Below are 22,850 nucleotides of genomic sequence, written 5' to 3'. Positions count from 1 at the left end.
CATCCAAATCCGGGGTTGCGCCGGTAGTAGGAGTGTCAGCAAAAAACGCCCGGCAACCGGGCCGTTCAAGGAGATGGACATGCGCAACAAAATCTTCACCGCAGGTGCCGGTGCAGCAGCCATTGCAGCCGCAATCGCTCTGGCCGGTCCGGCCCACGCAGCAGACGGGGACGCCCAGCTGTCCGTGCTGCACGGTGTTCCCGGACTGACCGTGGACGTGTGGGTCAACGGTGACCGCACACTGGATGACTTCGCCCCCGGAGCCCTTGCCGGACCGTTGGCACTGCCGGCCGGCACCTACGAGATCGCCATTACGGCAGCCGATGCTGCCAACGCCTCCGCGCCCGCCATTGGCCCGGTCAGCGTCACCCTTGCCGCCAACGGAAACTACACGGCCGCAGCCCACCTGGGCGCTGACGGCAAGCCCACAGCCAGCCTGTTCACCAATGACGTGTCCCAGATCCCCGCCGGGAAGGGCAAGCTGACCGTCCGGCACGCGGCCGCAGCCCCCGCCGTCGATGTCCTGGCAGGCGGCACCGCCGTCATTACCAACCTTGCCAATCCCAACGAGAAGACCCTCACCCTCGATCCCGGCACTGTCCCTGCCGCTGTGGCTGCGGCAGGCACCACCACCCCGGTGATCGGACCGGCGGACGTGGCGGTGGCCGAAGGTACGCATACCATCGTCTACGCCTGGGGCAGCCTGGCCGACCAGAACCTGAAGCTCGCTGTCCAGACCATCGAGGGCCTCCACTCCGCACCGGCGTCGGTGCCCGGCGCCCTTGACGGCTCCCCGGCTGCCGGTGGGGCCGGCACTGCCGTTGCCACTGCCGGATTCGGCCTGGCCGCGCTGGCCCTCCTCGCCGGGGCCGTGGGCGTAGCCCGCGCAGTCAGCACCCGGCGGGCGCAGCTGTAACCGGGGCAGAAACCGGTTGAAGCACCGAACGCAGGGGCCCGGCCGGCATGGCCGGGCCCCTGCGGCGGACACATAAAGCAGCAACGGAAGGGAGGCGGCAGGCATGGATGCAGGCACGACGACGGCAGCGGAGTACCGCCGTCAGCGTTCGGCAGGCGGGGCGGCGGCACTGATGGTGGCTGTGGCGGTTATTCTGTCCAGCTGCGGCTCCACCAGCTCCGGCAGTTCCAGCAGCGCAAGCGGGGAGGCGGTCCCATCAATGGCCGCCAGCGGTCCGGCAGCCGCAACCGTCCCCACCGGACCGGCTGATTCCCCAGGCCCTGCTGTCCCTTCCACGAGCGCCATCCCGGTCCGGCCTGCCACTCTGCCGGCCGCCGCGGCGGTGCCGGCGCCAACGTCACTTGCCGTGGCGGGCACCGCCATCGACATGCCGGTGGTGGCCGGGGGAGTGTCCGCGGAGGGAGTGATGGAAATACCTGACGCCTTTGACCGGGCGGCCTGGTACAAATTCGGTCCGGCGCCGGGAGCGGCCGAAGGAACCGCTGTCATCGCCGGACACATCGACACGAAGTCCGAACGCGCACCGTTCTCGGCGCTGAAGTCGCTCGCGGCCGGAACCTTGATCCGGGTGGGACGGGATGGGGCCGCCCCCCTCACCTACCGGGTGGTAGGGGTGGAAATGATGGCAAAGGACAAGTTCGACGGCGGCGCGCTGTTCCGCCGGTCCGGTCCGCACGAACTCAAACTGGTTACCTGCGGCGGCAGATGGCTGGACGAGCGGATGGACTACAGCGACAATGTGATTGTCACCGCAGTTCCTGAATGAGCAGGTTCCTGTATGAGCCCGTTCCTGCCTGATCGGTGGCCAGCCACTAGCTCGTGCGCCGAAGCCGGGAAGGAGTTGCCTGTGACGCTTCCCGGGCACGCTTCCCGCGGGTGGGATGACGCTCTGACGGACTCCTTCCTGGCCGGGGATGAGCACGCGCTGGCAGCGGCCTACCGTGAGTTCGCGCCCCTGGTGCACACCCTGGCCCTGCGTTCCCTGCCGGACAGGGCGGCCGCGGACGACGTGACCCAGGAGGTCTTCATCCGGGCCTGGCGCTCGCGGAGCACATTCAACCCTCAGGTGGCCAGGCTGCCCGCGTGGATCGTGGGTATCACCCGGAACGCCATCACCGACGCCCATTCGGCGGCGGCCCGGGAAGCACGCAAGGCCTTCGCCGCGGCCGGAGCCGGCATGGGGGAAGACGCCGGCACAGGAACAGAGGCAGCGGAAATGCTGGCGGACCGGCTGCTCCTGGACGGCGAACTGGAGAGGCTGGGCGAGCCCCAGGGGTCCATCATGAAGCTCGCCTTCTACGAGGACCTGACGCACGAGCAGATTTCACGCAAGCTGGGCCTTCCCCTTGGTACGGTCAAGAGCCACATCCGCCGGAGCCTGTCGCATTTACGAAGCAGATTGGAGGTAGACCATGCCGCATCTTGATCCGGAACAGTTGAGCCTCCTTGCGCTCTATGACGGCTGGGAGGACCCCGCCGGCCGGGAGCACCTGGCGGGCTGCCCCGAGTGCGCCGCAGACTATGCCGCCCTGCGCCGCACCGTGGATGCCGTGAAGACAACCCCGGACACCAGCCGCTTGACCGTCCCGAGCCCGCAGGTATGGGCCGGAATCCACCGGGAACTGGGCCTGTCTGAGTCGGTGCGGGAGGACCCGCTGTCCCCGGACGCGGCCAAGGACGCAGCCAAGGAAAACCCCGCAGCCCCTGCCGCGGCGCCGGCACCTGCGCACAGGCCGCCGTCGAACGTTGTTCCCCTCCGCCGGCGGACCTGGTGGCAGCGCCCCGGTACCTGGGTGGCAGCTGCCGCGGCAGCCGTCCTGGTGGTTGTCGGCGCGGTGTTGACGGTGACCCGTCCGCCCCAGCCCCAGCAGTTGGCCGCTGCCCAGCTGACACCCCTGCCCCAGCACTCCGCCGCAGGATCGGCCAAGGTGGTGACGGCAGGTGACGGGTCCCGCAACCTGGAAATCAACCTGGACAAGGATGAGGCCAAGGGCTACCAGGAAGTGTGGCTGATCGCCCCGGACCTGTCCCGGCTGGTCAGCCTGGGCGTCATGAACTCCACGTCCGGAACGTTCCAGGTACCCGCGGACCTGGACCTCTCCCAGTACCCGGTGGTGGATGTGTCAGACGAGCCCATGGACGGCAACCCGGCACATTCCAGCGTGAGCATCGCCAGGGGAACGCTCACGTCCTGACACGTGCCTGCTTCCGGCGAAGTGCCCGGGTGAGCCTGTTCCACCGGGCAGCAGCGGCGGCGTTAAGCAGTGCCGCGCCGGCGTGCAGATACAGCATCAGGTGCAGCGAGTGGGTGGCCGGGGAAATGGGCGACGACGGCGCGTCCGGAGTGGGCGGCCCGCCATGGCCGTGGCCCGGCAACGGGACGGCACTGGCCGTGGCGAAGGCGGCGAAGGCCAGGTGCAGCAGTTGCTGTGCGGCAGCGGCCGCCACCAGGAACGCCCAGCCGGGAAGCTGCGCCGACGCCGGACGGTCCCGCCCCACGACAACCCGCTCCAGGACCACGGCCGCCAGGCTCAGCAGCGCCGCCAGTGCCGCAACAATGGCTATTGCGGGCGGCTGGCCCCCGCCCGCAACGTGGGCGGCCAGTCCCGGGAGTGTCGCCAGTGGTCCGGCGAGCCAGCTGGGGGCGCTGATGCGGGCACGCCGGCCGTCCGGCTGATTGCTTTCCATCGGTCCGCCCCCTCCCGCGCTGCCGGTCCTGGTTCTTCCCTACCCAACCGGGCCGGCATGAACCGTGAACCGCGTCAGCGGCCGAAGTGTGAGCGCGGTGCACCTTCCGGCAGCCGGTCCAGCAGCTCCTCTGCCACCTTGCGCACCTTGATGTTCCGGTGGCTCGACGCCTTGGCAAGGATGGAGAAGGCTTCCTCGTAGGAGCACCTGTTCTGCGCCATGATCACTCCGCAGGCAACGTTGATGGACGTGCGGCTGTCCAGGGCCGAGCGGAGGTCGGTGGCCAGCGAGCGGGCCGCGTGCAGGTTGATTGCCATTTGCAGGCTCTTGGTTGCCAGTGCCGCAAACGTGCGTGCCTCGGCAATGGCCTGCAGCGGGAAGGCTTTGGAGTCGTGGGCGAAGAAGGCAAGCGCGGCGGCGGTCTGGCCGGGCTCCTTGCTGCCGTTGCCCTGGTTATCGGCCGGGAGGTCAGTGTCCAGGCGGAGCCGCACGGCCAGGGCGCTGCCGAACCCGGACAGCTGCAGCTGCGCGGAGTAGTTCTGCCACCGGAAGTCCCCGTTCCGCTGGAGCACTGCAACAGGGTGCCCGCCGGACATCACGTCCGTGACCGGGCCCTCGGCCATGTCCCGCTCCCAGTCCAGCAGGCGCTCCACTTCAATGGTGGTACCCGTGATGGCGGGCGTCCGTTTGGGCTGGTGGAGCACCAGGCCGCAGCCGACGTCGATCCCGGCCGTGGCGGCCACATGACCGGCTGAAGCAGCCACCAGCAGGTCAAGGGATTCGGAGAGGGTCTGTGCACCGTTGACCAGGTCCAGCACGAGGGCCGGGTTCCGGGGCGCACCCCGTTCCTGGCCCGTGGGCTCCGGATGGGGCACGCGCAGCCTGCGGGCGCGTGCAGGGTGGGGAGGGCCGGCGACGGCTGGGGGAGAGCCCTTGGTCTCGAAGGACTCCTCGTCGCCGGCCCCGCTTGATACCCGTGTCCTATGGACCGGGAAGCCTGGGTTTACCTGTCGTGCATGCATTGCCAGTCTCACACCCCCTAGTGAGCCAAGTACCGCCGAAGCAGAACAGGTCTTGTCTCTGTGAAAAACCTAATTGCCGTCCAGCCTCCGGCGAATGCGTATCCAGTACCTGTTTTTTCGATTAGGTAGTACTTGGGCCGCCGCCTGTGCCGCCCTCGTGGATTGTTGCCGCAGGTGAGCGCTGCCTGGCATGTCAATTCGGGGTAGGGGCGGTGTTGTACCGCGGGGCATGAAAACACTTGACTCCCGCGGCCGGCGCCCCCAACAATGTTTTCTATAACGTTGTAAAAATCGAGCCGAGGATGTCTACGTGACCCAGCCAGAACCCGCCGCAGCAAAAATCACCCTTGACCCGTCGTTCACCGTGGGGCCGGTCCGGCGTCGTACTTTCGGTGCCTTTGTTGAGCATCTTGGCCGGTGCGTCTACACCGGCATCTTTGAACCGGACCACCCGGATGCCGACGGGGACGGCTTCCGCACGGATGTCCTCGAGCTCACCCGTGAACTGGGCGTATCCACCGTCCGGTACCCGGGCGGGAACTTCGTGTCCGGCTACCGCTGGGAAGACGGCGTAGGCCCCGTGGACCAGCGGCCCGCGCGCCTGGACCTCGCGTGGCATTCCACCGATCCCAACACGGTGGGCGTGGACGAGTTCGCCAAGTGGTCCGCCAAGGCCGGCGTGGAACCCATGATGGCGGTGAACCTGGGCACCCGCGGCGTCCAGGAGGCCCTGGACCTCCTCGAGTACTGCAACATCGACGGCGGCACCGCCCTGTCCGGGCAGCGCCGCGCAAACGGTGCAGCGGACGGCTACGGCATCAGGATGTGGTGCCTGGGCAACGAGATGGACGGCCCCTGGCAGATCGGGCACAAGAACGCCCTGGAATACGGCCGCCTGGCTGCCGACACCGCCCGTGCCATGCGCATGGTGGAACCGGACCTGGAGCTGGTGGCCTGCGGCAGCTCCGGGCCCACCATGCCCACGTTCGGTGAGTGGGAGCGCGTTGTACTGGCAGAAACCTACGAGCTGGTGGACCTGATCTCCGCCCACCAGTACTTCGAGGACTTCGGGGACCTGCAGGAACACCTCGCCGCCGGACACAAAATGGACGCTTTCATCCGGGACATCATCAGCCACATCGACCACGTGAAGTCGGTGAAGAAGTCCACCAAACAGGTGAACATCTCCTTCGACGAGTGGAACGTCTGGCACATGAGCCGCGACGAATCCAAGGTGCCTACGGGCAAGGACTGGCCGGTGGCCCCCGTCCTGCTGGAGGACACCTACACGGTGGCGGACGCCGTGGTGGTGGGAGACCTGCTGGTCACGCTGCTCCGGAACACCGACCGTGTCCACTCGGCAAGCCTGGCGCAGCTGGTGAACGTCATCGCCCCCATCATGACCGAGCCGGGTGGCCGGGCCTGGAAGCAGACCACCTTCCACCCGTTTGCCCTGACGTCGCGGCACGCTTCCGGCACCGTCCTGCAGCTCGCTGTCGAATCCCCGCTGGTCAGCGGCGGCAAGACAACAGATGTTGCCGCGCTGTCCGCCGTCGCCACGTACGACGCGGACAAGGGCGAGGCCGTGGTGTTCGCCGTCAACCGGTCCGCGGAGCAGGCGCTGACGCTGGATGCCGCGGTGGCGGGGCTGGGCGACGTCCGGCTGGTGGAGGCCGTGACCTATGCCAACAAGGACCCGTACTGGCAGGCCAGCGCCGATGATTCCACCTCGGTCCTGCCAACCGAAAACGGCTCCGTGAAGGTGGACGGCGGCCGGCTTACCGCCGAACTTCCCGCCGTTTCCTGGTCCATGATCCGGCTGGCCGTGAACAGCTGACGCACCGGGGCAGCAGGGCGGGGGCATCCTTATGACGACGGCGGCCCGCAGGTGGGAGGATGGACGGCATGGAACTGCACATCACGGGCGATCCCGCCGCGGACAAGTTGTTGAGTGAGGACGACTTCGCCCTGCTGACCGGCATGCTGCTGGACCAGCAGGTGACGATGGAATCAGCCTTCGCCGGTCCGGAGAAGATCCGCAGCCGGGTGGGGTCGCTGAAGCCGGAGGCCATTGCCGCCCAGGACCCCCAGGCGTTCGTGGAGATGTTCAAGGAACGGCCCGCCGTCCACCGTTTCCCGGGTTCCATGGCCGCCCGTGTCCAGGCGCTGGCCGAGGCCGTCCACAACGAGTGGGACGGCGACGCTGCCGCCATCTGGACCAAAGGTTCACCGGACGGCGCCGAGGTGCTGCGCCGGCTCAAGGCCCTGCCCGGATTCGGTGAGCAGAAGGCGAAGATCTTCCTGGCCCTCCTGGGCAAGCAGCGTGGCCTCCAGGCGCCCGGATGGCGTGAAGCCGCCGGCCACTACGGCGAGGACGGAAGCTATCTTTCGGTGGCAGACATCGTTGATCCGGAATCCCTGGCAAAGGTGCGTGCCAGCAAGCAGGCTGCCAAAGCGGCGGCGAAAGCAGGAAAAGAACGTTAATGGCAGTCACCATGAACGACGTCGCGCGGGCGGCGGGCGTTTCCCTCAAGACCGTTTCCAATGTCCTGAACGACTACGAATTCATCCGGCCGGCCACCAAGCAGCGTGTGCAGGACGCCATTGCGGAGCTGGGCTACGAGGCAAACCTCACTGCCCGCAGCCTCCGGTCCGGCAAGACCTCCATGCTGGGGCTGGTCCTGTCCGATCTCTCCGCCCCGTACTACGCTGAGCTCGCCTCCAAACTGATGAAGGCCGCCTCCCGCCACGGCTACCGCGTGCTGGTGGAGCAGTCCGATGCTGATGCCGCCGTTGAACTTGGCGCCCTGCAGGGGACGTTCCGGCAGCTCACAGACGGGCTGCTGTTCACGCCGCTGGTGGTGGACGCCGAGGCCATTGCCGCGCGGGCCGGCACCAAGCCGCTGGTGATGCTCGGCGAGCACATCATGGATCCCCGCTTTGACCTGGTGACCATGAAGAACGAGGAAGCCGCGGCTGCGCTCACGGCGCACCTGCTGGCCGCCGGCCGCCGTCGTATCGCCGTCATCGGAGCCAATGCCGGGGAATCCGCCGGCAGCGCTGGCCTGCGCCTGAACGGGTACCGGAAGGCGCTGGGGGAGGCGGGCATCCCGTTCGACCCTGCGCTCGTGGCGCCCGCCGAGTGGCGCCGCGACACCGGTGCCGCCGCGGTGGCCGGGCTCCTGGATTCAGGCGTGGATTTCGACGCCGTCTTTGGGCTCAATGACGTACTGGCCCTCGGCGCACTGCACGAACTCCTGATCCGCGGTGTCAAGGTGCCGCAGGATGTGGCCGTGGCCGGCTTCGACGACATCGACGAAGCGCGGTTCGCGTCCCCGTCCCTGACCACCGTCTCGCCGGGAATGAACGAGATCGCAGAACGCTCGATCCGCCTGCTGCTGGACCGGATCGCCGGCCGTGAAACATCCGGTTCGGGCGTGCACGTGGAGGCCGGATTCGAGCTGAAAATCCGGGAATCCGCCCCCTAGATTCTGCGTATGCAGTTTTGGCTGCGCCGCCTGCGGGTACAGAAATGGCACCGGTTCACAAGACGGAAAGGTGCCCCCATGATTGCCCTCCTGGTCATCGACATGCAGAACGCGTTCTTCGAAACCCCCGAGCTGGCAGCCCAGCAGGAGCGGGTGGTCAGTGAGTGCAACCGGCTGCTGGAAGCGTTCCAGGCAGCCGGGCACAAGGCGCTGCTGGTGGGCACCGAACACGAGCGGGACAAATCCACCTGGACCCTCAGCATGCTCGACGACGACCAGGGGTTCATCTTCCGCGGCAGCGAGCAGGCCCAGTCCGTGCCGGGGCTCATCACCGAGGACCTGCCCCAGCTGAACAAGACCAGGGACAGCGCCTTTGTAGGCACCAACCTGCTGGCCCGGCTGCGGAACTGGGGAGCCGACGAGGTGGTGCTCGCCGGCGTTTCCACCCACAACTGCATCGCCCAGACTGCCGCTGACGCCTTTGCACACAACATCCGCGTGACGTATGCCAAGGACGCCATGGCCTCCGAAGACGACCAGGACGCCGCCGACATGCTCCGCATCCTTTCCACCACCTACCGCCAGCCGGTCCAGTCCAGCGGGGAGATCCTGGGCCGGCTCAATCAGTAGGTCTGCTGGATAGGGCGGCCTGATGCTGCTGAAACCTGGTGGAAACGTGCCGGGTTTACGCTGGACCCCACGCCGTTGGCCGTCGAAGGGAAGTCCATGCATCTGATGCCGCGTGAGCAGGAGAAGCTCATGATCGTGGTGGCCGCAGACCTGGCCCGGCGCCGGCAGTCACGCGGCCTGAAACTCAATTACCCCGAGGCCGTAGCCATCATCAGCTACGAACTGATCGAGGGTGCCCGGGACGGCAGGACGGTGGCCGAGCTCATGAGCTACGGCACCACGCTCCTCAGCCGCGGGGACGTCATGGAGGGTGTGTCGGAGATGATCCACGACGTGCAGATCGAGGCCACCTTCCCCGACGGCACCAAGCTGGTCACCGTCCACAACCCCATCCGCTGAGGAGAACCGCAATGATTCCAGGCGAGTACGTTCTCCGGCCGGAACCCGTCACCGCGAACGTGGGCAGGGAGGCGATCGAGGTAGCTGTCACCAATACCGGCGACCGGCCGGTCCAGGTGGGTTCCCACTTCCACTTTGCCGAGGCCAACGCGGCCCTGTCCTTCGACCGGGACGCCGCGTACGGCCGGCGCCTGGACATTCCCGCGGGAACGGCTGCCCGTTTTGAGCCGGGGGACTCCCGGAGCGTGCGGCTGATCGAACTGGCCGGGCGCCGCGAGGTGTTCGGGCTCAGCAAGGCGGTCAATGGAAAGCTCGACGGCGGCGCCCGCCCCGGCAGGCCTGCTACGGAAGGGGGCACCCAGTGAGCTTCCGGATTCCACGCCGGCAATACGCAGACCTGTACGGGCCCACCGCCGGGGACAAAATCCGCCTGGCGGACACCGACCTGTTCCTGGAAATCGAAGAAGACCTCACCGTCTATGGCGAGGAAGTGGTGTTCGGCGGCGGCAAGGTGATCCGCGACGGCATGGGCCAGAACGGCCAGGCGGTCAGGGACGACGACGGCCAGGGCGGCACCATCCCGGACACCGTGATCACCAACGCGGTGATCCTGGACTACACCGGCATCTACAAAGCGGACGTCGCCCTGAGGGACGGCCACATCCTCAAAATCGGCAAGGCAGGCAACCCGCAGATCACCGACGGCGTGGACATCGTCATCGGGGCAGGCACCGAAATCATCGCCGGCGAGCGCAAAATCCTCACCGCCGGCGGCATCGACACCCACATCCACTTCATCTCCCCGGACCAGGTGCCCACCGCCCTGGCCGGCGGCATCACCACCATGATCGGCGGCGGCACGGGCCCAGCCGAAGGCACCAAGGCCACCACCGTCACTCCCGGAAAGTGGCACATACAGCGGATGCTGCAGGCGGCCGAGGGGCTGCCCATGAACATCGGCCTGTTCGGCAAGGGGCACGCCTCCGCCGTCGAACCTTTGGCCGAGCAGATCCGCGCCGGTGCCATCGGGCTCAAAGTGCACGAGGACTGGGGATCCACCACCTCCTCCATCGACACGTCCCTCACGGTGGCCGACGAGTACGACGTCCAGGTGGCCATCCACACCGACACCCTCAACGAGTGCGGATTCGTGGAGGACACCATCCGCGCCATCAACGGCCGGGTCATCCACACCTTCCACACAGAGGGCGCCGGCGGCGGGCATGCCCCGGACATCATCAGGATCGCCGGGATGCCCAATGTCCTGCCGGCCTCCACCAACCCCACGCTGCCGTACACGCGCAACACCATCGAAGAGCACCTGGACATGCTCATGGTCTGCCACCACCTCAACCCGGACATCCCCGAGGACGTGGCCTTCGCCGATTCCCGGATCCGCGCCGAGACCATCGCCGCCGAGGACGTCCTGCAGGACCTGGGGATCTTCTCCATCACCTCCTCCGACTCGCAGGCCATGGGCCGCGTGGGCGAGGTGATCATCCGCACCTGGCAGGTGGCGGACAAGATGAAGAAACAGCGCGGCGTGCTGGAAGATCACAACGGCGGCGCGCACGGCTCGACGTCGGGTCCGGGTACGGGCAGCGACAACTTCCGGCTCAAGCGCTACGTGGCCAAGTACACTATCAACCCGGCCATCGCGCAGGGCATCGCGGACTCCGTCGGCTCGGTGGAGGTTGGCAAGTTCGCCGACCTGGTCCTCTGGGATCCGGCGTTCTTCGGCGTCAAACCGGAGCTGGTGCTCAAAGGCGGGCAGATCGCCTACGCCCTGATGGGTGACGCGAACGCCTCCATCCCCACACCGCAGCCCCGCACCATGCGGCCCATGTTCGCCACGTTCGGCAAGGCCATGCAGCAGTCCTCCATCACCTTCCTGTCCCAGGCAGCGATCGACGGCGGCGTGCCCCAGGAGCTGGGGCTGGAGAAGGTCATCCGGCCTGTCTCCGGCATCCGGACCCTCACCAAGGCGGACCTCAAGTACAACGACGCCACACCCGACATCCAGGTGGACCCGGAAACCTACCAGGTGACTGTCGACGGCGAGGACATGACCTGCGAACCCGCCGACGTCCTGCCCATGGCACAGCGCTACTTCCTCTTCTAGACCTTCACTACCCAACTCGGGAGCCCCACGTGATCATCGATAAAGTCCTCGGCAACCTGCACGACCTGCCGGACCCTGAAACCTACGCCGGGCTCCACCGGGAAAAAGTGGCGCTCCCCAGCGCCTCCCTGGTCAAACGCATCCAGCGCGCCACCACGGACCACGGCAAGGAAATCGGCATCCGCCTCCCCGCCGGCTCCGGAGACCTCCGCGACGGCGACATCCTCCACGTGGCAGAGACCAACATGATCGTCGTCTCCGTCCTGCCCACCGATATCCTGGTCATCGCGCCCCGCACCATCCACGAAATGGGCGTCACCGCACACTCCCTCGGCAACCGGCACCTCCAGGCACAGTTCTTCGACTCCGCGTCAGAGTACGGGGCCGACGTCATGGTGTGCGCCTACGACCACACCGTCGAGGACTATCTCCGCCACAATGCCGTGCCCTACACCCGCCAGGAACGCGTCCTCCCTGTACCTTTCCGCCATGCTGAACACTCGCACTAGTAACACTGTCGCAGCGCTGCGCGCTCCATGGGAGGTGTCGCTTGGGTGCGCCGGCCCGGATTGGGAGCCGTGCCCGCTTCGCGGTGCCCGCCACGCCGCGGCCCCCAATCCGGGCCGTCGCGATGCTCCGTCCCGTTGGGCGGCAGTGCGGTGAGCAGTTACCAGCTTGCTCTTCAACAGCTCACTGACTCGGCGCTTCCTACCGGGGCCTTTGCTCACTCCCTTGGGTTTGAGACTTATGTCGAGGCCGGTGTTGTCGCTGATGAGGCTGGTTTTGGGGTTTGGTTGTCCGCGTTCATCTCGCAGTCGCTTACTTACTCGGATGGGTTGGCCATTCGGCTCTTCTATGAGGGTGTTGATCTTGGGGAGTTGGATGCTCTCTTCTCTGCTTCTCTTTTGTCGCGGCAGGTACGGGAGGCCAGCCTCAAGATGGGGTCCCGGCTGCTGGAAATCGGGGCGGAGGTGTTTCCCTCGCCGGAGCTGGAACTGTACCGGGACCTGGTGGCCACCGGCCGGGCCGCCGGGCACCAGCCGCTGGCGTTCGCCGTCGTCGCCCGCTCCCTGGGCGTGCCCCAACAGGAGGCGCTCGCCGCCTACCTTTTCGCCACCGTCACCACCCTGACGCAGAACGCCGTCCGCGCCATCCCCCTGGGCCAGAACGCCGGGCAGCGGGTGCTGCGGAAAGCGCACGACGACGTCGCTGCCGCCATCAACAGAATCGCCCGCCTCACGCCGGACGACTTTGGCGCCGTCAGCCCAGGACTGGAAATTTCGCAAATGCGGCACGAACGCCAGCGTGCCCGGATGTTCATGAGCTGACTGCTTTTTATCTCAAGGAGGACACATGTCTGAACCCATCAAGATCGGCATCGGCGGACCCGTCGGCGCCGGCAAAACCCAGCTGGTGGAACGGCTCACCCGGCACATGAGCGGCGACATCTCCATGGCCGCCATCACCAACGACATCTACACCATCGAGGACGCCAAAATTTTGGCCGCCAACGGCATCCTGCCCGTGGACCGGATCATAGGCGTCGAAACCGGCGGCTGCCCCCACACCGCCATCCGCGAAGACACCTCCATGAACACCGCCGCCATCGAGGAACTCAAAGCAAGGCACCCCGACCTGCAGGTCATCTTCGTCGAATCCGGCGGCGACAACCTCTCCGCCACCTTCAGCCCCGAACTCGTAGACTTCTCCATCTACATCATCGATGTGGCCCAAGGCGAGAAAATCCCCCGCAAAGCCGGCCAGGGCATGATCAAGTCCGACCTCTTCATCATCAACAAAACCGACCTCGCACCCCACGTCGGGGCAGACCTGGCCGTCATGGAACGGGACTCCCGCGAGTTCCGTGGCAACAAACCGTTTTGCTTCACTAACCTCAAAACGGACGAAGGGCTCGAGTCCGTCATCGAATGGATACGCCACGACGTCCTGATGCTTGATTTGGCCTCATGAGTACGACGGCGGGAGCGCCACCGGCGGCTTCACCGGATGTAAGGGGCCGTGCCCGCTGCGCGGTGCCCACCACGCCGCGGCCCCTTACATCCGGCTCCGCCGCCTCAGCGGGTACGTCACCTATGGGGCGGCTTGAGTTGGGCGTGAGCGTGAGGCATGGACGGTCGGTTGCCTTGCATCAGTTCCATGAGGGTGCCTTACGGGTGATGCGCCCGCACTACCTGGATGATTCCGGGCAGGTTTGCTACGTCGTCGTCAATCCTGGCGGGGCTTATCTGGGGGCTGATCTCTTCCTCGTTGATGTTGTTGTTGAGGATGGGGCAGACCTTCTCCTCACCACTCAGTCCGCTACCAAGGTTTATCGGACACCCGGGTCTTTTGCTGAGCAGCGGATGACTGTCCGTTTGGGGGAGGGGGCGCGGCTGGAACTCATGCCGGACCAGCTCATCGCCTACCGGGAGGCCAGCTACCGGCAACGGACCACCGTGACCCTCCGGCCGTCGTCGAGCCTCGTCATGGCCGAAGTGGTGACGCCCGGCTGGTCGCCCGACGGGGCCGCCTTCCGGTACGAGGAAGTCCGGCTGCGCAACGACATCCATGTTGAAACGGATCAGGACACCCAACTGCTGGCGCTCGACAACCTGCTGATCCGGCCGCCGCTCCACGACGTCACCGGGCTGGGCTTCATGGAGGGGTACAGCCACCTGGGCTCGCTGGTGGTGGTGGACGGGCGGGTGGATCAGGCGCTCGCCGACGAACTGCACGGGCTGACCGCCGGGCGCGAAGCACTGACCGGCATCTCCCTGACCCGCACCGTGTCCGGAACCACCGGGCTGGTGCTGCGGAGCTTTTCCAACAGCACGGATGAACTGAACCTGCTGCTTCGATCCTGTACGGATTACCTGCGCGAACGCTGGTACGGGCAGGGGCCGCTGGACCTGAGGAAGCACTGATGACGAACGTCGCCGCGCTCTACCGTGAGCGGGACGCCCTGCCGCTCCGGACCCGCCTGTTGTGGATGTTCGCTGCCGTGGCCGCACTCCATGCCGCCGCCGTCGTACTTGTTCTTTCCGGAACCGTCACCGCAGGGAACCGGCCGCTGACCTTGGGACTGGTCCTCACCGCCTACCTTGCAGGCGTGAAGCACAGCTACGACTGGGACCATCTGGCCGCGATCGACAACTCGACCCGCAAATTCGTGGCACAACGGCAGGAGCCGGTGAGCGTTGGATTCGCCTTCAGCCTGGGCCACAGCTCGGTGGTGACCCTGGCAGGCGTGCTGGTGGTTGCCGGTGCATCCATGGTGGGCGGGCTGATGCAGGAGGGTACCGCCGGAAATGTGGTCCTGGGCCTGGTCGGCAGTGGTGTGTCCGGGCTGTTCCTGCTGGCCATGGGCCTGTTCAACGGTTCTGCGTTCACGCGTTCGCTTTCTGCCTATCGGCGCTCCCGTCGCGGCGCCGCCGTCGATCCCGGGGACCTGGAGCCGCAGGGCCTGGTGGCGCGGCTCCTCGCCGGGCCATTGTCCGGGGTACGGCGGCCGCGGAATATCTTCGTAATTGGCTTCCTGTTCGGCCTGGGGTTCGATACCGCCACCACCATCGGGCTGCTGATGATGACGACGGCGGCATCGCTGGCCGGGGTGCCGCCCTTCGCCCTGCTTGCGCTGCCATTTGCCTTCGCTGCCGCCATGACATTGTGCGACTCGTTGAACGGGATGGCCATGATGCGGATGTACCGGTCAGCCCTGGACGACCCTCAGCGGAAGCTCGGCTTCAACGCGTTGGTCACGGGCACATCCGCACTCTCGGCGCTCTTCATCGCAGTGATTACTTTGGGCGGGTTCTTCCACGCCGCTTTTGCCCTCAACGACCCGCTCACTGCGTGGCTCGGATCCATCGACCTGGGTGACGCCGGCCTGCTGCTGGTCGCACTGCTGCTCGCGGTGTGGGCCGCGGCGGCCCTGAAGCACCGGAAGGCAGGTTGACCTAGGCCGCGATCCCGCCCTTGGTCTTCCGGTGCTGCCGGTGCCTTGCCGGTGCCAGGCGTGAGTGCGCACCGGCCAGGACCTCGCTGCCGTCCGGCACTGTGCTGTCGGTATCCAGATGGACGCCGTGCTCGATCAGGACACTGGAGCCGATCCTCGAGTGGCTGCCGATGTGCACCCGGTTCCCGATCACCGTTCCCCGGCCGATGCGCACGCCGTCCCCGATCACCGTCCGGTCACCGATGGTCGCGTCCCGGTCGATCCAGCTGCCGTGTCCAATCCGGCAGCCGGAACCCACCCTGGCGCCGTGTTCCACGTAGGTCAGGGCCCCGATCCTGGCGCTGTCCGCCACCGTGGCCCCGGGCGCAATGAGCCCGCCGCCGTTGTCGTGGCGGGCATACCGGGTGACCTTCCCGGCGTCGTCCTCGAATGACACAAACTTTGCGGTCATACCATCCCTCGTTAACGCCGCGGTTATTTACCGCGCAGTAAGTTAACGGGCGGGAACCCGTTGAGATTCCCGCACGGGCACGTGAAAGGGCGGAAGCTACGCCACCAGGTTGGCGGCGGCGGTGTCCATGTGTTCCAGGATGGTCTTGCGTGCCAGGGTGGCGTCTCCGGTGTCGATGGCAGCCACGATGTCCTTGTGCCGGTCCACGCTCATGTTGCTGACACCCTTTTCCAGGCCTGCGAACATGATGGACATCCGGATGGAGCCCTCCAGTGACTCCCAAGAGTGGAGCAGCGTCTCGTTTCCGGTGAGCCGGCAGAGGGTGCGGTGGAACTCGAGGTCTGATTCGATCCGTTCCTCAAGGGTGCCGCTGGCTGCGGCGTCCATGGCGTCAACGGCCTTGTGCAGGGATTCGGTGACCTGCTGCCGGTCCGGCAGTTCGCACAGGGTCCGGGCGGCGAGGGACTCCAGGGCGGCGCGGACGGCGTAGATGTCCCGGATTTCCTTCCCGTCCAGGTGCCGGACCGAGAGCCTGCCGCGGGGCCCGGCGGAGAGCAGGCCTTCCTGCTCCAGCTGGCGCAGGGCTTCGCGGAGGGTGCCGCGGCTGATCTGCAGCATTTCGGACAGCTCGGTCTCCACCAAGTGCCGGCCTGGCTCCAGTTCACCGCTGGTGATGGCGGTCCGCAGCGCGGAGAGTGCCTGCTCGCGCAGGCTCTTCCTTTCCAGTCCCAGCAGCGGGGCGGTCAATCCGGCCATGGCTTCTGTCCTCAATGTCATTAGTCGACTGTTTACAGTCGGTAGTGGTTCGATCTTACGGCAGATAGCACGGCACTGGCCGGGACCGGTGCCGTGCATTCCGCATTTCGGGTTCTCCCTAGCCGAGTTCGGCGAGGACCTTGGCCACGATCCGGTCCACGGCCAGGCCGTAGCGGTCGTGGAGGGTGGGCAGTGCGCCGGCGTCCAGGAACTGGTCCGGCAGAGCCACCGGCACCACGCGCTTGCCCACGCCCGCAGTCACGACGGCGGAGGCAACGGTTTCGAACAGCCCGCCCACTACGGAGTGGTTTTCCAGGGTGACGGCCAGGCGGTCCGTGTTGATCTCCGCGAGCACAGTCTGGGCGTCGAACGGCTTGATGGTGGGGGTGTGCACGACGGCGACGTCCACGTTGTGTGCCGCCAGCGCCTTGGCTGCCTGGAGGGCACGCATGGTCATCAGGCCGGAGGAGATGAACACAACGTCGTTGCCGCCGCGCAGGACCTTGGCCTTGCCCAGTTCAAACGTGTAGTCGTATTCATCCAGCACGGTGGGCACGTTGCCGCGCAGCAGGCGCAGGTAGGTGGGTCCTTCGGAGGCTGCGAGCTGCGGGACTGCCTGCTCGATGTCCACCGAGTCGCAGGGGTCCACGATAGTCAGGTTGGGCATGCCGCGGAAGATCGCCATGTCCTCCGTGGCCTGGTGGCTGGGGCCGTATCCGGTGGTCAGGCCCGGCAGGCCGCCCACGATGTTCACGTTCAGGTTCGGCTCGGCCGCGTCCAGGCACAGGAAGTCGTAGGCGCGGCGGGCTGCGAACACCGAGTAAGTGGATGCGAACGGCACCAGCCCGGTCTCGGCCAGGCCGGCAGCGGCGCCGAAGAGCAGCTGCTCGGCCATGCCCATCTGGAAGAACCGCTCCGGGAAGGCCTTGGCGAAGATGTGCATGTCCGTGTACTTGCCCAGGTCCGCGGTGAGGCCAACGATCCTGTCGTTCTCCTGCGCGGCCTTGACCAGGGCATGCCCGAACGGTGCGGAAGACGTCTTCTGCCCCGGGTCCGCGAACGACGCGATCATGGCCGACGTCTTCAGCTTCGGCTTGGCCGCTGTGGTGGTGTCCGGAGCCTCGGTGGTGGTGCTCATGCTGAAGCCTTTCCTTCATAACCGGCGGTGAGCTGCTCACGGCAGATCTGCCATTCGTGTTCTTCGATGCGCATGAAGTGCGCCTTTTCGCGGTCTTCCAGCAGCGGTACGCCGCGGCCCACCTTGGTGTCGCAGAGGATCACGGAGGGACGTCCGACGGCGGCGGCCTGGGCAGCTGCGTTGTCGAACGCTGCCAGCAGCGCGCCGACGTCGTTCCCGTCCACCCGCTGGGTGTACCAGCCGAACGATTCCCACTTTTCCGTGACCGGTTCGGTCCGGAGCACGGTGTCCGTCTTGCCGTCCGCCTGGAGGGCGTTGATGTCCACCATGGCCGTGAGGTTGCCCAGCTGGTGGTGGTGGGCGCCCATGGCTGCTTCCCACGTGGAGCCCTCGTCCAGCTCGCCATCGGAGAGGAAGTTGAACACCCGGGCACTTGAGCCCTGGTAGCGCAGGCCCAAGGCCATGCCGACGGCGATGGTCAGCCCGTGCCCCAGCGAACCGCCGGAGATTTCCATGCCGGGGGTGTAGGTGGACATGCCGGACATCGGCAGCCGGGAATCGTCCGATCCGTAGGTTTCCAGCTCCCCGACCGGGATGATGCCGGCCTCAGCCAGGGCCGCGTAGTGGCCGATGGCGTAGTGGCCGGTGGAGAGCAGGAACCGGTCGCGGCCCTCCCAGTGCGGGTCCTCGGCGTGGAAATTCAGCTGGTCCCCGTAGACGGTTGCGAGCATGTCCGCGGCGCCCAGGGCCTGGCCCACGTAGCCCTGGCCCTGGACCTCGCCCATGTTCAGGGCGTGGTGCCGGATCCGGTAGGCGGCGGCGCTGATCTTGTCCACGCGTTCGGGCGTCACTGCGGTCTGCAGTATTCCTCCCTGCGGGGCGGCGTCCTGGACGGTTTCTGTAGGCATTACTGGCTCCGTGATCGTTTGGTGCGTGACGTTATTCAGGCGTTGACGGTGTTGGGGGTGCTTTTGGTGGCTTCATCTGCCAGCTCGCGCTCTCGCTTGCCCCAGGTCTCCCGGGTGGCGACGGCGGCCCAGAGTCCGATCAGGGCGTAGGTGCCGAAGAGCAGCGCCGGGCCCATCCAGCCGAAGCTGACGAACAGGAGGGTGGTGATGAACGGGGTGAAACCGGACACCATGGCGGAAATCTGGTAGGCCAGGCTGGCGCCGGAGGCGCGGGTCTTTGCCTGGAAGAGCTCGGGGAACCAGGCGCCCTGGGCGCCGGCCAGGGAGTTCTGGCAGACCGCGTAGGAGATCACGATGGTGATGATGATGGCGATGAACAGGCCCGTGTTGACCAGCAGGAACATCGGGATCGCGAACAGGGCGGCAAAGGCTGTTGACCAGATGTACAGGGGGCGGCGGCCGATGCGGTCGGTCAAGGCAGCCCAGGCCTGGGTGGCGAAGATGCCGATGGCCGAGGCGATGCAGAGGGCGATCAGGGTCTGGCTCTTGTCCGCCAGGTGCTGACTGTTGATGTAGGAAATCATGTAGGTGATGGACACTGCATAGCCGGCAGTTTCGGCGATGCGCAGGCCGATGCCCTTGACGATGTTGCGCCAGTCCGTCTTGATGACCTCGACGATGGGGGCCTTCACGATGGCGCCGCTGTCCTTGACCTCATCAAAGACGGGGGACTCAGGGACCTTGGAGCGGATGATCAGGCCCACGATCACCAGCAGGATGCTGGCGAGGAACGGGATGCGCCAGGCAAGTTCGTTGCCGAGCTGGACGCTGAACAGGAAGGTCAGGTTGGCCAGCAGCAGGCCCACGGGGAAGCCGGCCTGGACAATGCCGGTGTACTTGCCCTTGGACTTCCAGGGCGCGTGCTCGTAGCTCATCAGGATGGCGCCGCCCCATTCCGCACCGAAGGCCAGGCCCTGGACGATGCGGACGAAGACGAGCAGTGCGGGGGCAAGCAGCCCGACCGCCGCGTAGGTGGGGAGCAGGCCGATGGCGAACGTTGCCAGGCCCATGAGGATCAGCGAGGCGACCAGGACGGGCTTGCGGCCCACCTTGTCACCGAGGTGGCCGCCGATGATGCCGCCCAGGGGACGGGCCGCGAAGCCGACGCCCAGGGTGGCGAAGGAGGCCAGGGTGCCGGTGACGGGATCGCTCCCGGGGAAGAATGCGGTGCCGAAGTACAGTGCGGCAGCGGTGCCAAAACCGATGAAGTCATACGTCTCGATGACGGCCCCCACGCCGGATCCGATGGCAACTCGCCTGGCGTCCTTGGTGCCGTGGACCGGACCGCGCATGGTCAGAGCATCTTTGCTCATGGTGGTTCCCTTTCGAAGAGCGGCTGGAGGAGTCCCGCCGCTGTCGACTGTTAACAAACTGATAGGAACCAGTGTGACCCAGATCATTTTCACTGTCAACAGTCGACTTTTGGAGTTGACTGTTGACAGTTAACGAGACTACTGTGGTCCCCATCACTACTGCTCGGCACGAACCAGAGGATCAATGATGTTCCATTCCAGACTTGGGTGCTCATCCATCAGCTTCCGGCACCAGGACCTGGGCGCCGCCCTGCGCACCATGAAGGGGCTGGGCTTCGAGGAGATCGACCTCGGTGCGCTGCCCGGAGTGTGCGACCACGTTCCGTATGAACTGACAGAAGCAGCCGTCAACGCTGTGTCCGCTGAGGTTGTGGCCTCCGGCCTGCAGGTCCGGTCCGTAAACGGCGACATCGGGGACCTGAACGCGGTGCTGGATGCCGAGGGCGAGGCCGCCAGGCAGCGCCATCTCGACGCCCTGCTCACCCTCACCGCCAATATCGGAGCCAAGGCCCTGGTGCTGCCCTGCGGTGCCCTGGACCACACCCCGGTACGCAGCGTCGAGGAAGACCTGGACCTCATTGCCGCGCAGCTGAAAGGTGCCGGCCGGCGCGCCGCCGAATTCGGCGTCGAACTTTGGACCGAATCCCTGCACTTCCTGCGGTTCTGCTGGGACCTGGAGCGCGCGGGGATGCTTGCCGACCGGCTGGCGGGGGCCGGCGTTGGAATCGTCATGGACTTCAGCCACATTGTGGCGTCCGGCGAGGACGTTGGGGCCTACCTGGACCGGCACCGCGGCCGCATCAGCCACGTCCACCTGCGCGACGCCGTACCGGGGAACATCAACCTCAGCATCGGCAACGGCGATGCCGACTTCGCCGGTGGCCTGAAGCGGCTTGTCGCCGACGGCTACACGGGCCACTTTTCCCTGGAACTGGAAACCCGGGACGTCACCAACGACGAACGCCCGGCCGCCGCCGCAAAGGCGGCGAGCTTCATCACCGACCTCATCTGAACAGACACAAACCACCATCGATTGCTCCGTATCTGCCGTTTTGAACGTCCAGAACGACAGATACGGAGCAATCGATCCACCCAAACAATCGATCCACGCGCACAATTCAAGGAGCACCATCATGACCACCATCCACCGCACCGCAGTCCTCACCGGAGCCACCTCGGAGCGCGGAATCGGCATCACCACCGCCCGCCGCTACGCCCGTGAAGGCTGGGGCATCGTCATCCTGGACCTCGACGGCGAGAAGTCAGCCAAGGTAGCGGCCGAAATCGGCAACGAGTTCAACGTCCCCGCCTTCGGCCACGAGATCGACGTCGCCAACGAAGCGTCCGTGATCGCCGCCCAGGCCGCCGTCGCCGCTGAGGTGGCAGCCGGCAACCTCCCGCCCGTCGGGGCCCTGGCCAACATCGCCGGCATCACCTCCCCGGTTCCGTTCCTGGAAACCACCCTTGAGCTGTGGCACAAGGTCATGGACGTCAACGCCACCGGCACCTACCTGGTGACCAAGGCCTTCCTGCCGGACATGATCGAAAACGGCTGGGGCCGCATTGTGAACATGTCCTCCGTGTCCGCACAGCGCGGCGGCGGCGTCTTCGGCAAGGTTCCCTACTCCGCCGCCAAGGCAGCCATCCTCGGCTTCACCAAGGCCCTGGCCCGCGAGCTCGGCACCACGGGTGTCACCGTCAACGCCATCACCCCCGGCGCCGTGGACACCAACATCCGCGTGGGCAGCACCGAGGAGCAGGAGGCCGCCATCAACGCCGGCATCCCGCTGGGCCGCAACGCCACCACGGAGGAAGTGGCCTCCGTAATCACCTTCCTGTCCTCCGAGGACTCCGCCTACCTCACCGGCACCACCATCGACATCAACGGCGGCAGCCACATCCACTAGCAGCCCCCGCCACAAATGATGGGGCTACTGCTCGTTGTCGCCTCGCCGCCCACGATTCCTTCTCCGCGGAGTGTCCGACCCTGTCCAATGACTGCCAGGTGCTCACCATGAAGCCGTACCCCTCCCGTGAATGGAGCCGCCTGATCGGGGTTCCCGTGGAGATCCGGAAAGACTTCCAGGTTGTCCGGACCGGCGTGGTGGACGACGCCATGCGGGATCCAGCGGTCCTGTGGCTCGCGGCGGACACCGAAGCCGGAAGGGCATTGTTTACCGCCGCAGAAGGCTACGAGGCATGGATCCGGCCGCAGGAGCTGGGCGGGAAACTGTGCTTCAAAATGGCTGCCGCCCAGCTGCAGGTCCCGCAGCCGGCCGCGAGGCCGCGCCACCGCCCTTGAATTGTTTCCGGGTTCAGCCTGCCAGCCGGGCCCGCAGGCCTCCTATGATGACGTCCAGCCCGAACTCGAAGGCATGGCTCCCGCGTTCCGTTGACGGGCCGGCATGGCTGACCGCGCGCTTCAGCGTGGGATAGCCTTCGGCCGGCGGATCCCAGACAACCTCAGGTGCAGCCAGGTCCAGTGCCGCGCCCAGCGCAAAGCTATCGATCGTGGAAATGGCCGACACCACATCCCTGCCCCGGAATCCGGCGGCCTCCAACGCAAGCGCCAGGTCCTCATACAGCCCAATGACCGCGGGGTCGGTGATGGACTGCAGCACCAGGAGTGGCGCCAGCCGCGGATGCCGCGCAAAGGCGTCCCGGTAGGCGCGGATAAGGACCCGTAGGGCAGCTTCCCAGTCCTGGTGGACCACGGGAGGGTACGGCTCCTCGGTGATGATCCGGTGCCTCAGCAGCTCCAGGATCTCGTCCCGCCCACTGACGTGGTTGTAGATCGAGGACTGGCTGACGCCGATCTTCCGGGCCAGCTTGGGGAAGCTGAAATCCCCGGTCTCATCGACCAGTTCCAGCGCGGCCATCGTCAGGGCCTCCACGGAAATCAACGGGAGGGGCGGGCGGCCCATCGGTTCTCCTGACTGCAGCG

The 22,850-nt window shown here is 66.4% G+C and carries 27 protein-coding genes; 19 read left to right on the top strand and 8 right to left on the bottom strand.

Features of this window, described 5'->3' with window-relative positions; all coding sequences use genetic code 11:
- Positions 1-79: 79 nt before the first annotated feature.
- The 4 genes from QFZ60_RS19050 (at position 80) to QFZ60_RS19035 (ending at position 3,171) form a co-directional block, all read left to right on the top strand.
- Entirely contained in the window at positions 80-916 is an 837-nt protein-coding gene (locus tag QFZ60_RS19050; protein ID WP_307092527.1) for a DUF4397 domain-containing protein, read from the top strand.
- 103 nt (positions 917-1,019) lie between these two features.
- Positions 1,020-1,742, top strand: a complete 723-nt coding sequence (locus QFZ60_RS19045; protein WP_307092526.1) for a class F sortase — start codon at positions 1,020-1,022, stop codon at positions 1,740-1,742.
- 81 nt (positions 1,743-1,823) lie between these two features.
- Entirely contained in the window at positions 1,824-2,402 is a 579-nt protein-coding gene (locus tag QFZ60_RS19040) for an RNA polymerase sigma factor (RefSeq protein ID WP_142029811.1), read from the top strand.
- Complete coding sequence (locus QFZ60_RS19035) at positions 2,389-3,171, top strand: anti-sigma factor (protein ID WP_307092524.1); 783 nt, start codon at positions 2,389-2,391, stop codon at positions 3,169-3,171. Before QFZ60_RS19040 ends, QFZ60_RS19035 begins: the two co-directional genes overlap by 14 nt.
- Here QFZ60_RS19035 and QFZ60_RS19030 read toward each other — a convergent pair.
- Together QFZ60_RS19030 and QFZ60_RS19025 are read right to left on the bottom strand one after the other, a co-directional pair.
- Complete coding sequence (locus QFZ60_RS19030; protein ID WP_307092522.1) at positions 3,161-3,664, bottom strand: hypothetical protein; 504 nt, start codon at positions 3,662-3,664, stop codon at positions 3,161-3,163. The genes QFZ60_RS19035 and QFZ60_RS19030 overlap by 11 nt on opposite strands.
- A gap of 74 nt (positions 3,665-3,738) precedes the next feature.
- On the bottom strand, positions 3,739-4,539 hold the full coding sequence (locus tag QFZ60_RS19025) for an ANTAR domain-containing protein (protein WP_307092520.1): 801 nt from the start codon (positions 4,537-4,539) through the stop codon (positions 3,739-3,741).
- A gap of 457 nt (positions 4,540-4,996) precedes the next feature.
- Here QFZ60_RS19025 and QFZ60_RS19020 point away from each other — a divergent pair, with 457 nt between their 5' ends.
- The 12 genes from QFZ60_RS19020 to QFZ60_RS18965 all read left to right on the top strand — a co-directional run bounded on the left by QFZ60_RS19020 (position 4,997) and on the right by QFZ60_RS18965 (position 15,280).
- Positions 4,997-6,523 carry an alpha-N-arabinofuranosidase gene (locus QFZ60_RS19020; RefSeq protein ID WP_307092518.1) on the top strand — a complete coding sequence of 509 codons (1,527 nt, stop codon included), beginning with the start codon at positions 4,997-4,999 and terminating at the stop codon, positions 6,521-6,523.
- A 59-nt stretch (positions 6,524-6,582) separates the two neighbouring features.
- Entirely contained in the window at positions 6,583-7,170 is a 588-nt protein-coding gene (locus QFZ60_RS19015; protein ID WP_307092516.1) for an HhH-GPD-type base excision DNA repair protein, read from the top strand.
- Positions 7,170-8,174 (top strand): LacI family DNA-binding transcriptional regulator, encoded by a 1,005-nt coding sequence (locus QFZ60_RS19010; RefSeq protein ID WP_307092513.1) that lies wholly within the window; start codon positions 7,170-7,172, stop codon positions 8,172-8,174. The genes QFZ60_RS19015 and QFZ60_RS19010 overlap by 1 nt, the downstream gene beginning before the upstream one ends.
- 78 nt (positions 8,175-8,252) lie before the next feature.
- Positions 8,253-8,804, top strand: a complete 552-nt coding sequence (locus QFZ60_RS19005; protein ID WP_307092512.1) for a cysteine hydrolase family protein — start codon at positions 8,253-8,255, stop codon at positions 8,802-8,804.
- A 96-nt stretch (positions 8,805-8,900) separates the two neighbouring features.
- On the top strand, positions 8,901-9,203 hold the full coding sequence (locus tag QFZ60_RS19000) for an urease subunit gamma (RefSeq protein ID WP_307092511.1): 303 nt from the start codon (positions 8,901-8,903) through the stop codon (positions 9,201-9,203).
- A gap of 11 nt (positions 9,204-9,214) precedes the next feature.
- The gene (locus tag QFZ60_RS18995) at positions 9,215-9,568 is read left to right on the top strand and encodes an urease subunit beta (RefSeq protein ID WP_307092509.1); all 354 of its coding nucleotides are present in this window, start codon (positions 9,215-9,217) and stop codon (positions 9,566-9,568) included.
- Positions 9,565-11,325: an urease subunit alpha gene (gene ureC, locus QFZ60_RS18990; protein ID WP_307092507.1), complete on the top strand. Its 1,761-nt coding sequence runs from the start codon at positions 9,565-9,567 to the stop codon at positions 11,323-11,325. The genes QFZ60_RS18995 and ureC overlap by 4 nt, the downstream gene beginning before the upstream one ends.
- A gap of 29 nt (positions 11,326-11,354) precedes the next feature.
- A complete protein-coding gene (ureE, locus tag QFZ60_RS18985) occupies positions 11,355-11,834 on the top strand; it encodes an urease accessory protein UreE (protein ID WP_307092505.1) in 480 nt (159 codons plus the stop codon).
- 150 nt (positions 11,835-11,984) lie between these two features.
- Positions 11,985-12,653, top strand: a complete 669-nt coding sequence (locus tag QFZ60_RS18980) for an urease accessory protein UreF (protein WP_307092503.1) — start codon at positions 11,985-11,987, stop codon at positions 12,651-12,653.
- A gap of 25 nt (positions 12,654-12,678) precedes the next feature.
- Positions 12,679-13,296 carry an urease accessory protein UreG gene (gene ureG, locus QFZ60_RS18975; protein ID WP_307092502.1) on the top strand — a complete coding sequence of 206 codons (618 nt, stop codon included), beginning with the start codon at positions 12,679-12,681 and terminating at the stop codon, positions 13,294-13,296.
- A gap of 122 nt (positions 13,297-13,418) precedes the next feature.
- A complete protein-coding gene (locus QFZ60_RS18970; protein ID WP_307092500.1) occupies positions 13,419-14,249 on the top strand; it encodes an urease accessory protein UreD in 831 nt (276 codons plus the stop codon).
- Positions 14,249-15,280, top strand: a complete 1,032-nt coding sequence (locus tag QFZ60_RS18965; protein WP_307092499.1) for a HoxN/HupN/NixA family nickel/cobalt transporter — start codon at positions 14,249-14,251, stop codon at positions 15,278-15,280. Before QFZ60_RS18970 ends, QFZ60_RS18965 begins: the two co-directional genes overlap by 1 nt.
- Before the next feature lies 1 nt (position 15,281).
- Here QFZ60_RS18965 and QFZ60_RS18960 read toward each other — a convergent pair whose 3' ends face one another.
- From QFZ60_RS18960 to QFZ60_RS18940, 5 genes are all read right to left on the bottom strand, one after another.
- Positions 15,282-15,731 (bottom strand): DapH/DapD/GlmU-related protein, encoded by a 450-nt coding sequence (locus QFZ60_RS18960; protein ID WP_307092498.1) that lies wholly within the window; start codon positions 15,729-15,731, stop codon positions 15,282-15,284.
- 96 nt (positions 15,732-15,827) lie between these two features.
- Positions 15,828-16,487 (bottom strand): GntR family transcriptional regulator, encoded by a 660-nt coding sequence (locus QFZ60_RS18955; RefSeq protein ID WP_307093388.1) that lies wholly within the window; start codon positions 16,485-16,487, stop codon positions 15,828-15,830.
- Positions 16,488-16,605: 118 nt separating this feature from the next.
- Positions 16,606-17,625 (bottom strand): transketolase family protein, encoded by a 1,020-nt coding sequence (locus QFZ60_RS18950; protein ID WP_307092497.1) that lies wholly within the window; start codon positions 17,623-17,625, stop codon positions 16,606-16,608.
- Complete coding sequence (locus tag QFZ60_RS18945) at positions 17,622-18,533, bottom strand: transketolase (protein WP_307092496.1); 912 nt, start codon at positions 18,531-18,533, stop codon at positions 17,622-17,624. Before QFZ60_RS18945 ends, QFZ60_RS18950 begins: the two co-directional genes overlap by 4 nt.
- Before the next feature lie 35 nt (positions 18,534-18,568).
- Positions 18,569-19,906: an MFS transporter gene (locus QFZ60_RS18940; protein WP_307092494.1), complete on the bottom strand. Its 1,338-nt coding sequence runs from the start codon at positions 19,904-19,906 to the stop codon at positions 18,569-18,571.
- Between the two features lie 187 nt (positions 19,907-20,093).
- Between QFZ60_RS18940 and QFZ60_RS18935 the strand changes: the two genes are divergently transcribed.
- The 3 genes from QFZ60_RS18935 to QFZ60_RS18925 all read left to right on the top strand — a co-directional run bounded on the left by QFZ60_RS18935 (position 20,094) and on the right by QFZ60_RS18925 (position 22,208).
- Complete coding sequence (locus QFZ60_RS18935) at positions 20,094-20,918, top strand: sugar phosphate isomerase/epimerase (protein WP_307093386.1); 825 nt, start codon at positions 20,094-20,096, stop codon at positions 20,916-20,918.
- 121 nt (positions 20,919-21,039) lie between these two features.
- Complete coding sequence (locus QFZ60_RS18930; protein ID WP_307092493.1) at positions 21,040-21,813, top strand: SDR family NAD(P)-dependent oxidoreductase; 774 nt, start codon at positions 21,040-21,042, stop codon at positions 21,811-21,813.
- 107 nt (positions 21,814-21,920) lie between these two features.
- Positions 21,921-22,208 carry a hypothetical protein gene (locus QFZ60_RS18925; protein WP_307092491.1) on the top strand — a complete coding sequence of 96 codons (288 nt, stop codon included), beginning with the start codon at positions 21,921-21,923 and terminating at the stop codon, positions 22,206-22,208.
- 13 nt (positions 22,209-22,221) lie between these two features.
- Here QFZ60_RS18925 and QFZ60_RS18920 read toward each other — a convergent pair whose 3' ends face one another.
- A complete protein-coding gene (locus QFZ60_RS18920; RefSeq protein ID WP_307092489.1) occupies positions 22,222-22,830 on the bottom strand; it encodes a TetR/AcrR family transcriptional regulator in 609 nt (202 codons plus the stop codon).
- Positions 22,831-22,850 lie beyond the last annotated feature (20 nt).

Origin of the sequence: Arthrobacter sp. B2I5 (assembly GCF_030816735.1) — a bacterium.
Lineage (GTDB): Bacteria > Actinomycetota > Actinomycetes > Actinomycetales > Micrococcaceae > Arthrobacter.
This window is presented reverse-complemented; position numbering and strand designations above follow the sequence as displayed.